General features: G+C 68.9%; 14 protein-coding genes. 6 read left to right on the top strand and 8 right to left on the bottom strand.

Annotated features, from left to right (window positions below):
- Positions 1-45 precede the first annotated feature (45 nt).
- The gene (locus AC3AP7_RS14000) at positions 46-570 is read left to right on the top strand and encodes a hypothetical protein (RefSeq protein ID WP_475761997.1); all 525 of its coding nucleotides are present in this window, start codon (positions 46-48) and stop codon (positions 568-570) included.
- Positions 571-630: 60 nt separating this feature from the next.
- Here AC3AP7_RS14000 and AC3AP7_RS13995 read toward each other — a convergent pair whose 3' ends face one another.
- The 3 genes from AC3AP7_RS13995 to AC3AP7_RS13985 all read right to left on the bottom strand — a co-directional run bounded on the left by AC3AP7_RS13995 (position 631) and on the right by AC3AP7_RS13985 (position 4,969).
- Positions 631-2,205, bottom strand: a complete 1,575-nt coding sequence (locus AC3AP7_RS13995) for a DEAD/DEAH box helicase (protein ID WP_475767927.1) — start codon at positions 2,203-2,205, stop codon at positions 631-633.
- Between the two features lie 725 nt (positions 2,206-2,930).
- A complete protein-coding gene (locus AC3AP7_RS13990) occupies positions 2,931-4,229 on the bottom strand; it encodes a c-type cytochrome (protein ID WP_475761999.1) in 1,299 nt (432 codons plus the stop codon).
- Positions 4,230-4,249: 20 nt separating this feature from the next.
- Positions 4,250-4,969: a c-type cytochrome gene (locus tag AC3AP7_RS13985; RefSeq protein WP_475762001.1), complete on the bottom strand. Its 720-nt coding sequence runs from the start codon at positions 4,967-4,969 to the stop codon at positions 4,250-4,252.
- A 498-nt stretch (positions 4,970-5,467) separates the two neighbouring features.
- Between AC3AP7_RS13985 and AC3AP7_RS13980 the strand changes: the two genes are divergently transcribed.
- Positions 5,468-6,394 (top strand): CopD family protein, encoded by a 927-nt coding sequence (locus AC3AP7_RS13980; protein ID WP_475762003.1) that lies wholly within the window; start codon positions 5,468-5,470, stop codon positions 6,392-6,394.
- Between the two features lie 100 nt (positions 6,395-6,494).
- On the opposite strand, the gene AC3AP7_RS13975 is transcribed toward AC3AP7_RS13980, so the two are convergent.
- The 3 genes from AC3AP7_RS13975 to dgoD all read right to left on the bottom strand — a co-directional run bounded on the left by AC3AP7_RS13975 (position 6,495) and on the right by dgoD (position 8,527).
- On the bottom strand, positions 6,495-6,710 hold the full coding sequence (locus tag AC3AP7_RS13975) for a YodC family protein (protein ID WP_475762006.1): 216 nt from the start codon (positions 6,708-6,710) through the stop codon (positions 6,495-6,497).
- A gap of 38 nt (positions 6,711-6,748) precedes the next feature.
- Positions 6,749-7,051 (bottom strand): hypothetical protein, encoded by a 303-nt coding sequence (locus AC3AP7_RS13970; protein ID WP_475762008.1) that lies wholly within the window; start codon positions 7,049-7,051, stop codon positions 6,749-6,751.
- A 327-nt stretch (positions 7,052-7,378) separates the two neighbouring features.
- The gene (dgoD, locus tag AC3AP7_RS13965; protein WP_475762010.1) at positions 7,379-8,527 is read right to left on the bottom strand and encodes a galactonate dehydratase; all 1,149 of its coding nucleotides are present in this window, start codon (positions 8,525-8,527) and stop codon (positions 7,379-7,381) included.
- Between the two features lie 264 nt (positions 8,528-8,791).
- Between dgoD and AC3AP7_RS13960 the strand changes: the two genes are divergently transcribed.
- The gene (locus AC3AP7_RS13960; RefSeq protein ID WP_475762012.1) at positions 8,792-9,487 is read left to right on the top strand and encodes a FadR/GntR family transcriptional regulator; all 696 of its coding nucleotides are present in this window, start codon (positions 8,792-8,794) and stop codon (positions 9,485-9,487) included.
- 39 nt (positions 9,488-9,526) lie between these two features.
- On the opposite strand, the gene AC3AP7_RS13955 is transcribed toward AC3AP7_RS13960, so the two are convergent.
- Positions 9,527-11,062, bottom strand: a complete 1,536-nt coding sequence (locus tag AC3AP7_RS13955; protein WP_475762014.1) for a DHA2 family efflux MFS transporter permease subunit — start codon at positions 11,060-11,062, stop codon at positions 9,527-9,529.
- Positions 11,063-11,189: 127 nt separating this feature from the next.
- Here AC3AP7_RS13955 and AC3AP7_RS13950 point away from each other — a divergent pair, with 127 nt between their 5' ends.
- Positions 11,190-11,633, top strand: coding sequence for a MarR family winged helix-turn-helix transcriptional regulator (locus AC3AP7_RS13950; RefSeq protein ID WP_475762016.1), 444 nt, complete (start codon positions 11,190-11,192; stop codon positions 11,631-11,633).
- A gap of 90 nt (positions 11,634-11,723) precedes the next feature.
- Here the strand turns inward: AC3AP7_RS13950 and AC3AP7_RS13945 are convergent, their stop codons facing one another.
- A complete protein-coding gene (locus AC3AP7_RS13945) occupies positions 11,724-12,101 on the bottom strand; it encodes a response regulator (RefSeq protein WP_475762018.1) in 378 nt (125 codons plus the stop codon).
- A gap of 488 nt (positions 12,102-12,589) precedes the next feature.
- Between AC3AP7_RS13945 and AC3AP7_RS13940 the strand changes: the two genes are divergently transcribed.
- Both AC3AP7_RS13940 and AC3AP7_RS13935 read left to right on the top strand, forming a co-directional pair.
- The gene (locus AC3AP7_RS13940; RefSeq protein WP_475762020.1) at positions 12,590-13,804 is read left to right on the top strand and encodes a sensor histidine kinase; all 1,215 of its coding nucleotides are present in this window, start codon (positions 12,590-12,592) and stop codon (positions 13,802-13,804) included.
- A gap of 328 nt (positions 13,805-14,132) precedes the next feature.
- On the top strand, positions 14,133-14,513 hold the full coding sequence (locus AC3AP7_RS13935; protein ID WP_475762022.1) for a DUF2917 domain-containing protein: 381 nt from the start codon (positions 14,133-14,135) through the stop codon (positions 14,511-14,513).
- Positions 14,514-14,535: the final 22 nt, after the last annotated feature.

Raw genomic sequence — 14,535 nt, 5'->3', positions numbered from 1 at the left:
GCGCGCGGGCGCTGCATGTCCGGATCACACCCACGGAGTCCCGCGATGAACGATGCCGCTTCCGCCCGTCCGCTCGAACAGGCCGTGTTCGACGCCTGGCCGGCCGCGCCGCGCGCGTGGCTCGACGGCACATCGCTCGCGGCGAAAACCGGCTGGACCGCGTCGCTGCTCACCGCGGACCCCCGCGGCCACGTGCACACGACGCTGCTCGGGGTGGGCGAGCTGTATGCGCCGGATGCGCACACGCTCTGTCTCGCGCTGTGGCCGCAGTCGCGGGCTGCGGCCGCGCTCGCGGCGGGGGGCCGGGGCGCGTTGACGTTCGTGTGCGGCGAGACGTTCTATCAGGTTCAGTTGCGCTTCACGACGCTGGCGCCGGCATCGGGCGACGCGGGCGGGCTTGCCTGTTTCATCGGTGCGATCGAGCGCGGGGAAACGCAGCGCGTGCGCTATGCGCGCCTCACGAGCGGCATCACGTTCGAACTGGCGGGCGAGGCCGAGGATGTCGCCGCGCGCTGGGCGCGGCAGCTTGCGTCCCTGAAGGCCGCCGCCGCCGCTGCCGCCGGGCGCTAGCGCCCCGGCGCGGCAGCCGCTCGCGCGGCGTGCACGCGGCGCAAGCGTGCCGCGCGTCGCTCAACCTTCGCGCGGCCCGCCGTTGCGCGGTGCCCGCGGTGCGTGAGCGCCCGCTCCCGCACCGCTGCCATTGCGCGGCGCGCCGCCGCCCAGCAGCGCGCCCGGATTGCCGCTCCGCGCCTGCGGCCGGCGCCCCGGATGCGCAGCGTTGCCTTCGTGAGCCGCCGCGCGCGGCTTGTCGGCATGACGGACCGTTTCGTGGCGCGGAGCGTCCTTGCGCGCAGCCGGCTGTGGCGTCTGGCCGCCGGCTTTCGCGGCCTGGGGCGGCTGACCCTGCTTCGGAGGCCGGCCGCCTGCCGGCCGCTCGCCTTGCCGTTGCGCGGGTTTTTGCGGGGCAGCCTCACGCTTCGGCGCGCCTTGCGGCGCGCGCGGCGCGCGGCCACCGCCGCCCTGACCGCCGCCGCCCTGGCCGCGGCGCTGGATCGGTTCGGGTTTCGCGTGCGGATCCGGCTCGAAGCCTGCAATCACTTCTTGCGGCACCGGTCGCTTGATCAGCTTTTCGATGTCGCGCAGCAACTGCCACTCGTCGACGCAGACGAGCGACACCGCTTCGCCGGTCGCCCCGGCGCGTCCGGTGCGGCCGATCCGGTGCACGTAGTCTTCCGGCACATTCGGCAAATCGAAGTTGACGACGTGCGGCAACTGGTCGATGTCGATGCCGCGCGCGGCGATGTCGGTGGCGACCAGCACCTGCAGCGTGCCGTCCTTGAATTCGGCCAGCGCGCGCGTGCGGGCCGACTGGCTCTTGTTGCCGTGGATCGCGAGCGCGCTGATGCCGTCCTTCCCCAGTTGCTCGGCAAGCCGGTTCGCGCCGTGCTTGGTGCGCGTGAACACCAGCACCTGGAACCAGCTGTGCTGGCGGATCAGGTGCGTCAGCAGCTCGCGCTTGCGGTCGCGGTCGACCGGATGGATTTTTTGCGCGACGGTTTCCGCCGTCGTGTTGCGGCGGGCGACTTCGATCAGCGCGGGCGAGTCGAGCAGGCTGTCGGCGAGGGCCTTGATCTCGTCCGAGAAGGTGGCCGAGAACAGCAGGTTTTGCCGCTTCGGCGGCAGTTTCGCGAGCACGCGCTTGATGTCGTGGATGAAGCCCATGTCGAGCATGCGATCGGCCTCGTCGAGCACGAGAATGTCGAGCTGCGTCAGATCGATCGTCTTCTGCTGCATGTGATCGAGCAGCCGTCCGGGTGTCGCCACCACGATGTCGACACCGCGCCGCAGCGCGTCGATCTGCGGATTGATGCCGACGCCGCCGAACATCACGGTCGAGCGCAGCTTCAGGTACTTGCCGTACGCGCGCACGCTTTCTTCGACCTGCGCGGCGAGCTCGCGCGTCGGCGTGAGGATGAGCGCGCGCACTGCGCGCCGGCCGGTGGCCGGCGGCGCATTCAGGCGCTGCAGGATCGGCAGGGTGAAACCGGCGGTTTTGCCGGTGCCGGTCTGCGCGCCGGCGAGCAGGTCGCCGCCGTTCAGCACGGCGGGGATCGCCTGCATCTGGATCGGGGTGGGGGACGTGTAGCCCAGTTCGTGTACGGCACGGACCAGCGGTTCGGACAAGCCGAGAGACTCAAAAGACATAAAAACTCTTTGCAAAGCAAGTATCGAGAACGGTGATGCGTGGCCGCGAGGCACGCGTCGGGGCCGAAGCCGGATCCGTTCGCGGGAAGATCGGCGGTACGCGCGCTGCGCGCACCGGGGTTTCCGGCATGTCCCGAAGACATGCCGGCTGGCCGTGGTGTGTCGCTCGCGGCCGCTGCGACGCGATGTCGCGCGCGCTTGACGGATTGACACAAACTGCCTCCCGACACGAACAGAGGCCAGAAACGCTGTTCATGCCGGATGCGCCCGTCGTCGAAGAAGGCATTCCGGGTGCCGCGACGGCGACGGCCCGCCATGCGCGAAGTGGGGATCCGCGGCCCGCCGTGCTTCGACGCACGGGCGGTGGCGGACTGCCCGCGAGGGCAGTTTCGGACGCACGGGCCGCATGGGGAATCCCGGCGTGCCGATAGCATACCGCACGAACGGCGGCGCGCCTTGCCTGCCGGCGGCGCGGCGACGCGTGCGGCGAGCGTCGTGCGGCCCGCCGGCGGCCGGGTGACGCGGGCTGGAAAGGCCGCAGCGCGCGGACACCGGCCGGCGGCGCGGCTTTCGCTGTCATCCGCTTTCGCCGGCTTTCATCCGATTCCATCCGGAAGCGCGCTATTGTGCACGCTTTGGCGCAATCGCGTCGTTAAAAAGCGTAAGGGCGCGGCCGGGATTGCCCGCGGCCGCGCCCGCTTGTCGCGCGAGGGTCGCCCGGTTGCTCAGTCGAGCGGCGCCGAGCGCAGGTTCGCCACCTGCTGCGGCGACACCGGCGTGCCGTGGTTGCCCCAGGACATCCGGATGTACGTGACGACCGCCGCCACCTCCTGGTTCGACAGCGCCTGCGCGAACGGGGGCATGCCGTAGGGCCGCGGGTTGCCTTCGGTGCTCGGCGGATAGCCGCCGTTGAGCACCATGCGGATCGGATTGACCGCCGACGGCATCTGGATCGACTGATTGGTCGCGAGCGGCGGGAAGTTCGGCGGCATTCCGAGGCCGTTTGCCTCATGGCACTTCGCGCAGTTGTCGGTGTAGATCTTCTTGCCCTGCTGCAGCAGTTCGCTGCCGAACTGCGCGGACGTTTCCAGTTGCAGCGGCTCGGGCGCCTCCTTCTTCTGCGGGATCGTCTTCAGATACGTCGCCATCGCGCGGATGTCGTCATCCGACAGATACTGCAGGCTGTTGTGCACCACTTCCGCCATCGGGCCGAACACCGCGCCGCGCTGCGAGACGCCGGTCTTCAGCAGATTCTGGATGTCCTTCATGTCCCAGTCTCCAAGGCCGGCTTCCTTGTTCGACGTGAGCGACGGCGCATACCAGTTCTGCAGCGGGATCAGACCGCCCGCAAAGGCAGCCGAGCTGACCGGGCCGCCCATCGCGTTGATCGACGTGTGGCACATGCTGCAGTGACCAAGCCCTTCGATCAGGTAGGCGCCGCGATTCCATTCGACCGAGCGGGTCGGATCGGGCTTGTACTCGCCCTCGCGGAAGAACAGCGTCCGCCAGCCGATCAGCAGGTTGCGGTTGTTGAACGGGAATTTCAGCTCGTGCGGCCGGCTCGGCACCGCAACCGCCGGCACCGAGCGCAGGTACGCGTAGATCGCGTCGGAGTCCGCGCGCGTGACCTTCGTGTAGCTCGTGAACGGGAAGCCCGGATAGAGCAGGCTGCCGTCCTTCGAGCGGCCGGTGTGCAGCGCGCGGTAGAAGTCGTCCGAGGTCCACGTGCCGATGCCGTACTTGTCGTCCGGCGTGATGTTCGGCGTGTACATCGTGCCGAACGGCGTGCGCATCGGCAGGCCGCCCGCGAACGGCTGGCCGCCGCGTACCGTGTGGCAGGCAATGCAGTCGCCGGCGCGCGCGAGGTACTCGCCCTTCGTGATCAGCGCGGCGTCTTCGTCGGAGGTGGCCGCCATCGCGCGGCTGCCGTGCAGCAGGGCGTCGCCCGACCACAGCACGGGCACGAGGGTGACAGCCGCGGCCACGACGGCGGCCGACAGGGCAAACAGGGGCTGGCGTTTCATCGTTGGTCTCTCCCGGTGCCTTATTGCGGTTCGCTGCCGCAGGCAAGCGGCGTCTTCAGCGAGCCGGCCGGCGCGGGCACCGGATTGCGCGGCGCGGTGCGCGTCGAGAGCCAGGCCGCGACGGCGTTCACGTCGTCGTCGCTCAGCCGGGTGGCGATCGTGTGCATGCAGTCAGGCGCGATCGCATGGCGGGTGCCCGAGCGCCACGCGCCCAGTTGCGCGCTGATGTAGTCCGCATGCAGGCCGACCAGACCGGGAATGGCCGGCTCCATGCCGGTGAGCGCCTTGCCGTGGCAGGCCGCGCACGCGGGGATGTTCTTCGCCGCGTCGCCGTGCAGCACGATCTGCTCGCCATGCGCGAGCGTGGCCGCCGACACGGTCGGTGCGGACGGCGGCGGATAGGGCGGACGCTGCCCGGAGAAATACGTGGCGATTTCGTGCAGGTAGTCGTCCGACAGATACGTGACGAGGTAATTCATCGGCGGGTACCGGCGGCGCCCGTCGCGAAAGTTTCTGAGCTGATTGAACAGGTATTGAGCCGGTTTGCCGGCGAGGCGGGGGAAGTAGTCGTTGTCGCTGCCCTGACCGTGCACGCCGTGGCATGCGGTACAGCCTTGCACGCGCGCTGCCATCGTGTCGGGCGCCTGGGGTTGAGTTTGCGCTTTCGCGGCGTTCAGGACGCCAGCGGAGCCAATCAGCACAAGCGCAAGAAGCGGGCGGAAAAGGCGTTTTGAAAGCACGCGTCACTCCATCAGATTCGGGGTCCCCGCGAGACTTCGAGCGGTCCCGCTTGAGGGCGATTCAGGCTGCGACGACGCCCGAATTTTAGCATCGAAGGGTGATGCTGACTATTTGCGCCCGGCCATTCAGATGTGCTCGTAAACGCCGATGCGACAGTGCGATATTCGATGTAACGCGGCTGTGGCGCAGCAGGTTCATGCGCGATGCGTGAGCGGCGCGCAGCGCGGCGACCTGTGCGGCACCGTCGTCGAACCCGCAGGCGGGATGCCCGTCGAAGGGTACACTTCCGGGTCGCCGGCGCGTTCGCGCGCTTCTTCCTGATCGTCGTTTCCTTTCCCGTCAAGCAGACTGTCCGACATGACGTCCTTCCCTTTTCGCCCAGCGGCACGCCGTGCCGATGCGCTCGTTGCCACGCCGTTCACCCTTGCTTCATTCGATTCCGCCGCGCGCGTCGCGACGGCACGCACGGCGCACGCCTCGCCCACGGTGGCTGCGGCATGAGCGCGCACGGACTGTGGATCGGCCAGGTCGCGATGGCCTCGCTGATGAACATCGCGTTTGCCTGCACGCTCGGCGCGGCGCTGCTCGGCGCATGGCTCGCGCGCGACGGGCTGGCGGCGATCGCCCCCGCGCGGCTCGCGTGGCTGCGCGCGCAGCGTGTCATGCTGAGCGCGGCGGTCGTGCTGGTGCTCGCCGATCTCGGCTGGCTCGTGTACGCCGCCGCGGCGATCGGCGGCGTGCCGTTGCCGAAGGCCTTCGGCGCGATTCCGGCGGTGTTCTCGAATGCGCCGCTTCGCAGCGGCTGGAGCGTCGCCTTCGGCGGCGCGTGCGTGATGCTGCTGGCGGCGTTCGCGGCGCGCACGGGTCTGCTGCGTCACGTGCTGCTCGGGCTCGCGGCCGTCGCGGTCGCGGCCGGCGAGGCGGCGCTGGGCCCGGCGGGCGGCGGCCTGCGCGTGTCCGCGGCGTTCGGCGTACTGACCGTGCATCTGCTCGCGAGCGCCGTGTGGGGCGGTCTGGTGATCGCGGCCGGGCTTGCGGTGCTACCGGCGCTCGGTTCGTCCGCGGCGCGCGGCGTGCTGATCCGTACCGCGGTGCAGATGTCGAATGTGTCGCTGCCGCTCGCCGCGATCGCGCTGGCGAGCGGCGCATTGATCGGCCTGCGCGGCGCGGGCGGCGCGCTGGCGGTGCTCGAAGCGAGCGTCTGGGGTCACGTGCTGATGCTCAAGCTTGCGCTCGTCGCGCTGGTGCTGCTGCTCGGCGGGCTGAACCGCTTTGCGGCGCTGTCGAGGCTGCGGCGCACGGCGTCGACGCTCGATGCGCATACGTTCGCGAATCTGCTCTACCTCGAAGCGCTCGCGATGATCGGCGTGTTCATTGTCGCCGCGGCGCTCGCGCATCGCGTGGCGCCGGTGCTCGGGGGCTGAGCGTTCGTCCCGCGCCGGCGCAAAAAAGCGCCGCGCAAGGTCTTGCGCGGCGCGAACACACACGGCCGTCCGGAAACTGCCGGAAAAACCGCTACTGCGCTTATGCGGCGAGTGCGCGGGGCACCCGCTCCAGCATGCTGGCCGGGAACATGTCCTGATGCAGTTCGCCGTCGTTGTCGAACCACTGGCAGATGAGCCAGGTGCCCGGCGCGAATACGACGGGGCCTGCCCAGGTGGCGGTCATCGGACGGCCGCCGGATTTGAGCGTGAGCACGTCGCCCGCGCGATAGGTCATGCGGTTTCGCAGCAGCATCATGTCGACAGGTTCCGGGTGACTTCCGGGTGACAGGCGGTCTATTCGAGACCGAGCTTGTGGCCGACGATCGGCGCGCAGAACAGCGCGATCGCGCAGCCGCTCGCCTTGCCTTCGAGTGCGGCGAGCGCGGTGTTCGAGCCGACGAATTCGGTCAGCAGATCGAACAGTTGCGGCACGCAGTACAGCACCGCCGCCGCGATGAAGCATTTCTCGACCACCGAGATGCGCCAGCCGCGCTGCCAGGCGAGCCCCGCGCCGATCAGGCGCAGCACGGCAAAGATGACCAGTGCGCCGACGGCGGCCTGTTCGCGGATCAGATAGTCGGGGAGAAAACCACCCATGATGCCCTCTTGCTTTGTCGTTTGCAGACATGACAGCAAGGAATGGGCCAATTTCGGGCGGGCGTGCCGGGCGCACGCTGCGAGCCTTGTCCAGCAAGGCTCGCACGGGTTCGGAGGACGCCGCGCAAAGCGTGAAGCCCGCGCGCGGACCGGGTTCCGGTCCGGGATGTTACGTAACTGCGACGCCTGTGCGTTCGATGGGCCGTAACGTCGCGCGCGCCGGCTGACGGCGTCGTGCGGCGGGCGCGCCGCGCGTGGGGTGAAGCGCGGCGGCCCGCCGCGCCGGGCGGCAGGCGTGCCGCGCCCGGCGAGCGGCGGCGCCCCCGCTCACCACTCGGCGACGCTGCCGTCCGCGTGGCGCCAGACCGGATTGCGCCAGCGGTGTCCGACCTTCGCCATCTCGCGCACCTTCTCCTCGTTCACGTCGATGCCGAGACCCGGGCCTTGCGGGATCGTGACGAAGCCGTCCTCATAGCGGAACACTTCCGGGTTGCGGATGTAGTCGAGCAGGTCGTTGCCCTGGTTGTAGTGAATGCCGAGACTCTGCTCCTGGATGAACGCGTTGTAGCTGACCGCATCGATCTGCAGGCAGGTCGCCAGCGCGATCGGGCCGAGCGGGCAGTGCAGCGCGAGCGCGACGTCGTAGGCCTCGGCCATCGACGCGATCTTGCGGCACTCGGTGATGCCGCCCGCGTGCGACGCGTCCGGCTGGATGATGTCGACGTAGCCGCCCGCGAGAATGTGCTTGAAGTCCCAGCGCGAGTAGAGCCGCTCGCCGAGCGCGATCGGCGTGCTGGTCTGGTTGACGATGTCGCGCAGCGCCTCCGCGTTCTCCGACAGCACCGGCTCCTCGATGAACATCAGCCTGTACGGGTCGAGTTCCCGCGCGAGCACCTTCGCCATCGGCTTGTGCACGCGGCCGTGGAAGTCCACGCCGATGCCGACGTTCGGCCCGACCGCCTCGCGCACCGCGGCGACGTTGTTGATCACGCCCTGCACCTTGTCGAACGTGTCGATGATCTGCAGTTCCTCGGAGCCGTTCATCTTCACGGCCTTGAAGCCGCGCTCGACGACCGCGCGCGCGTTGTTCGCGACGTCGGCCGGACGGTCGCCGCCGATCCACGAGTAGACCTTGATGCGCTCGCGCACCGCGCCGCCGAGCAGCGCGTGCACCGGCACGCCGTGATGCTTGCCCTTGATGTCCCACAGCGCCTGGTCGACGCCGGCGATCGCGCTCATCATGATCGGGCCGCCGCGGTAGAAGCCGGCGCGGTACATCACCTGCCAGTGGTCTTCGATCAGGCGCGGATCCTTGCCGACGAGGTAGTCCGCGAGTTCGTCGACTGCGGCCGCGACCGTGTGCGCGCGGCCCTCGACCACCGGTTCGCCCCAGCCGACGATGCCTTCGTCCGTTTCGATCTTCAGGAAGCACCAGCGCGGCGGAACGACGAAAGTTTCGAGCTTGGTGATTTTCATGGCGAGCGTCTCCTTATGCGTGCGGGCCAGGGCAGTGACGGGGGGGCCGCCGGCGCGACGATGCGCCGGCGGCACGAACTCCAGGGGCTCTTATGGTACCGCAAAATCGACTTTTAATACTATTAATAGTATTATTTGGGCGATCGTCTGCGATGCGCGGGCAGCGGGAAGGGCCGTGGCAGGCGGCACGTGCAGCCGGGCGCTGGGCCGCGGCGCGGCGATGCCGGATAATCGCGGTCGGCCGGACACCCGGTCCGGCCGGCTTTGCCAGGGAGAAGCGTCATTCAGCACGATCTGCACGGGCGCGTCGCCCAACAGCTTGCCACCGCGATCCTGCGCGGCGATTACGCGCCCGAAACGGTGCTGCCGCGCGAGGCGGACCTGATGGACATCTTCGGCGTGAGCCGCACGGTGCTGCGCGAAGCGCTGCGCACGCTCACGTCGAAGGGGCTCGTCGAGTCGCGGCCGCGCGTCGGCACGCGGGTGCGGCCGCGTCACGCGTGGAATCTGCTCGACGTCGATCTGCTCGACTGGTACGCGCGGGTTGCCGAGCCGCTCGCCTTCGCGCTGAAGCTGCAGGAGATGCGCGAGATGATCGAGCCGTACGCGGCGGCGCTCGCGGCCGCGTCGCACGATGCGCGGACGTTCGCCGCCTGCGAGGCGGCGCACGCGGCGATGGTGGCGGCGCGCAACGTCGACGAATGGGTGCGCGCGGACCTGCGCTTTCACCTGAGCGTGCTCGACGCGTGCAGCAACGAACTGCTGATCCCGCTCGGCACGCTGATCGAGCGCACGCTCGAAGCGCAGTTGCGCCTGAATGCGCGGCGCGCCGACGTCTACAACGCGTCGCTTGCGGAGCACACGGCGGTATTCGACGCGATCCGCGCGCGCGACCCCGCCGGCGCGCGCGCCGCGATGGCCGCGCTGCTCGGCGTCACGCGGCGGCGCATCGAGCGCTGAGCGGCGTGCGCAAGCGCATTCGTGGGACCGGCGCGCCCGTCAGTCCATCGCCGCATGGGCGGCGGATGCATCCGCCGCGCGGTGCGCCGGGCGGATCAGCAACAGCAGCGGCACCACCAGCAGCGTGGCGATGAACATCAGCTTGAAGTCGTTCAGGTACGCAATCATGGCCGCCTGCTGCGTGATCGTCCCGTTCAGCGCCATCAGCGTGTCGGGGCCGCCGCTGTCGAGCATCGGCCGCATCGCCGGATTGAAGACGGTGACGTTCGCGGCGAGATTCGCGTGCGCGATCTGCGTGCCGCGCGTCATCAGCGTCTGCACGATCGAAATGCCGATACTGCTGCCGATATTGCGCATCAGGCTATAGGTGGCGGTGCCGTCCGCGCGCAGTTCGGGCGTGAGCGTGGAGAACGTCAGCGCGCTGAGCGGCACGAACACCAGCCCGAGGCCGAAGCCCTGGATCACGCCGGGCCACACGATGTCCGCTTCGGACAGCACCAGCGTGTAATGCATCATCTGCCAGAGCGCGAACGCGGAGATCAGGAAGCCGGCGAGCAGCATCAGGCGCGCGTCGATGCGGCGCAACAGCCGCCCGGCGAACAGCATGGCGACCATCGTGCCCGCGCCGCTCGGCGCCGTGACGAGGCCGGTGGTCGCGACCGGATAGTTCATCAGGTTCTGCAGCATCGGCGGCAGCAGCGCGCGCGTCGCGTACAGCACCGCGCCGATCACGAAGATGAAGAACGTGCCGGTCGCGAAGTTCGGATCCTTGAGCAGTTCGTACCTGAAGAACGATTTGCGGCCGACCGTGGCCGTATGCACGAGAAAGAACGCGAAGCTGATCGCCGCAATCAGCGTTTCGATGACGATCTCGTTCGAGCCGAACCAGTCTTTCTGCTCGCCGCGGTCGAGCAGCGCCTGCAGCGCGCCGATCGCGAGCGACAGCGTGATGAAGCCGAACGCGTCGAACGATACGTCCTTGCGCGGCGCCTTGAACGGCAGGAACGTGAGGATGCCGAATAGCGCGAACGCGCCGATCGGCACGTTGATGAAGAACACCCAGCGCCAGTCATAGCTCTGCGTGAGCCAGCCGCCGAGCGTCGGACCGAGGATCGGCCCGACCATCACGCCCATGCCCCAGACGGCCATCGCCTGCCCCTGCTTCTCGCGCGGGTTGATGTCGAGCAGGATCGACTGCGACAGCGGCACCAGCGACGCGCCGAACACCCCCTGCAGCAGCCGCGAGCCGATGATCTGCGTGAGCGTGGCGGACAGCCCGCACAGCGCGGACGAAACCGTGAAGCCGAGCACGGCGAAAGCGAGCAGACGCTTCACGCTCAGCCGCTCGGCCATCCAGCCGGTGAGCGGCGTGGCGATCGCCGCGGCGACGATGTACGAGGTCAGCACCCACGTGATCTCGTCCTGCGACGCGGACAGCGTGCCCTGCATGTGGGGCAGCGCGACGTTGGCGATCGTGCTGTCGAGCGTCTGCATCAGCGTGGCCAGCATGATCGAGATCGTGATCATCGGCCGGTTCAGGGCGGCGAGGCTGGCTGACGGTGACTCGGAGGACATGGAAGGCGGGGCCGGGATAATTAGTAAGCATGCTTATTGTATCGGCAGTGTCGCGCGCTGGCCACCGGAACCTGCAGCGCGGCATGCCGCCCGCGCGGGCGGGTGTGCGCTTTCGTATAATCGCGCGATGGAAACCCAATTCGAAGAGCGCTTCGGCTTTCTGATCTCGGACGTGGGCCGCCTGTGCGGCAAGCGCTTCGACGATCTCGCGAAGTCGTCGGTCGATCTCACGCGCGCGCAATGCCGCGCGCTCGCCTACCTCGCGCATTACGGCGACGTCAACCAGGCCCGCCTCGCGGACCTGCTGGAGGTCGCGCCGATTTCGGCCGGGCGCCTGCTCGACCGGATGGAGGAAGGGGGCTGGATCGAACGCTGGACCAATCCGGACGATCGCCGCGAGCGGCAGGTGCGCATGACGCCGAAGGCCGAGCGCGCGCTCGGCAAGGCGCGCAAGGTGGGCGACGAGGTTGCTGCCGAGGGCCTGAGCGGCTTCAGCGACGCCGAGGTCAGGCAACTGATCGCGCTGCTGCAGCGGGTGCGCGGCAACCTGAGCCGGATCGTCGACCGGTAGGGCGCGAAGCCGCTGCGGCCTTGCGCCGGCCGCCGCGGCGGGGCTTTGCGGCGCGGCCGCCGGCGGCACGGGGCGCGCGCCGCGGCGCCGCTACCGCGGCGTGCCGGCGTCGGCGATCAGGCCGGTGAGCTGCTCGGCCGAGACCGGCTTCGTCAGGTGCGCGTGGAAGCCGGCTGCCTGCTCCCGGCGCTTGTCGTCGGGGCCGCCGAAGCCGGTGAGCGCAACCAGCCGCGTGTGCGCGAGCGCCGGTTGCTGGCTGAGCGCGCGCGCCAGTTCCATGCCGTCCATGTCCGGCATCGCGACGTCGATCAGCGCGAGATCCGGGACGAACGTCGCCACGGCGGCAAGCGCATCCGCGCCGCTGTGCGCGGTGCGCACCGTGTGCCCGTCGAGTTCCAGCAGCAGCGCGAGCGCGTCGATCGCATCGGCCTGGTCGTCCACGAGCAGAATCTGTTTTCCTTGAGCCATGTCGTCCGGTCGTCCTGTCGTCTGCGGTTGAGGGCGGCACGGCGAGCGCCGCGGCCGGCAGGGTGCGAAGGCCGCGGCGTTCGTCGCGCGGCAGACCCCCATGATACCGGGCGTATCCGCGCGCGACACAGAACCTTTTACCGAAGCGCGTCCGCGATCCGCGCGGCGGGCGGCCGGAGCAGCCGCGGGCCGGCACGGCCACGCCGCCCTGCGGCGGGTCGCGGGTCCGGCGGCTCGCCAGATCGGGCGCGCGCCGAACATCTGACAAAAATACCGGATTGCGCGGTCGCGCAAAAAATGGCGCGCCGCCGCCCCGTCGCGCGCGTCTTTCCTGGGTGACTTGGAGATACACTGACTGCGGCGCATGCGCGAACGGCGCGTCGGGTGGATGGCCAGGCCGCCGCCGTCAGGTCGGTCCGGCCGGACGTGCACGCGGCACGCCGCTGCAGAACGTTGTCCTTTCAACCAATTTCCCTTGAGTGGCCGCGATGACCGACGTCCCGACTGGACCCCTGCACCGACTGGCCGACTTTCTGCGCCGCGAGCGTGCGAACCTGACCGAGCAGTGGATGAGCGAGGTGTTCGCCGACGTCGACCTCGTCGAGGCCGACCGGCTCACCTACCAGCAGCTCGCGGATCACCTGCCGGACATTCTCGACGGTGTGTGCGTGGCGATCGAAGAGCAGGACCTCGAACGTGTCGAGCCCGCGATCGAGCACGACGCGCGCATGCACGGGATGGTGCGCTGGCGCCAGGGCTACCGGATCGAGGAGCTCGTGCGCGAGCTCGACCTGTTCCAGCTCACGCTGAGCGACGCGCTCGACGCGTTCGCCGAGAGCGATCACGCGTTCACGCGCCGCCACGAAAAGCGCGCGCGCCGCCTGATTGCCGAGGTGCTCAGCTTCGTCACGCTGACCTCGATCCGCGAGGTCGTCAGCGAGCGCGACCGCAAGATCGACGACTACACCGGCAAGCTGGAGCGCGCGAATCACGAACTCGAACTGAAGCAGCGCCTCGTGAGCGACCTGCACGAGTCGCGCATGCAGATCACGCGCAGCGTGGTGCACGATCTGCGCAACTTCCTGAATGCGTTTTCCGTCGCGCTGCAACTGATCGGACGCGCGCCCGCGAAGGCCGACGCCGCGCTCGCGCTCGCGCACCGTCACGCCACGGACATGAAGCAGCTCGTCGACCAGATGGTCGAATACGCGGTCGTGCTGGGCGACGAAGCGCCGCCGGCAATCGCGCCGTTCGACGCGCGCGAGCTGTTCGACGAACTGGTCGCGTCGTCGCGGCCCGGCATCGAGGCGAAGGGCCTGCGCATGCTGATGTCGTTCGATCCGAGGCTGGGCGCCGTCGAGTCGAACCGGCTGAAGGTGAAGCAGGTGGCGCTCAACCTGCTGTCGAACGCGACCAAGTACACCGCTTCCGGCTCGATCGAACTCGCGATGGCGCGCGTCGACGACACGCATTGGTCGATTCGCGTGACCGATACCGGAATCGGCATTGCGCCGTCCGACGCGGATCGCGTGTTCGACGAATTCGAACGCGCGGCGGGCGACGATATTCCGGGCACCGGACTCGGGCTCGCGATCGTCCGGGAACTGTGCCGGGTGCTGCGCGCGCAGATTCGCTTCAGCTCGCGCGAAGGGCAGGGCACGACCTTCGAGATTCGCTTGCCGCTCGAATTGAAGGCTGTCTAGCGGGGCGATCCGCCGCCGTGCCGACGCGTCGATGCGTTGCGCACGACGGCACGCCGCGTGCGTGCAAACGCGCGACACTCCGCGCATCGCGCGCGAATTTCCATTGACAAGCACTGACGAGCCGGAGAAACTCGATCTCATGCGTACGCCAGCCCACCTCGCCATTGCGAAAAATCATCGAGTGATCGCCCATTGGGCGACATCACGGGGGGCGGGTGTGCGTTAAGTAGTCTCTGCGGTTGCACAATTCACCAGGCCTCGCCGGAAATGGACGAGGCCTTTTGTTTGGGTGCTCCTCCGTTGGCCGGCTTATTCAACGGAGATGAGCATGACCGAATCAAGCCAGCAGTCCGACTGTTACCGCTCCGGTTTGCCCGGCAGCACGCCGCTCGCGCCCCGCGTCGTGATTCACCTGACCCTCGTGCCGAGGCAAACCGTGAGCTGGCGCATGACGGCCGATACCGAATTGCAGGCCCTCGATACGCGCATCTGGCTCACGCGTATCCACTCCCCTTACGACTACTGGATGCAGCGTGGCGACTGCGTTCGCGTGTATCGCGGCGAACGCATCTGGCTGTCCGCCGAAGGCGACGGCCCGGCCGAGGTCACGCTGACGAGCGCCTATGTCGAGCGAGGTGCGCGCGCGCGCCGCTGGGCGACGTACTGGCGCGATCTCGCGTTCGCGCTGTTCGCGCCACGCCCCAACTAGACGGCGGCCGATCCCGGATCCG

It is taken from the genome of Paraburkholderia sp. PAMB 6770 (assembly GCF_057748135.1).
This window is presented reverse-complemented; position numbering and strand designations above follow the sequence as displayed.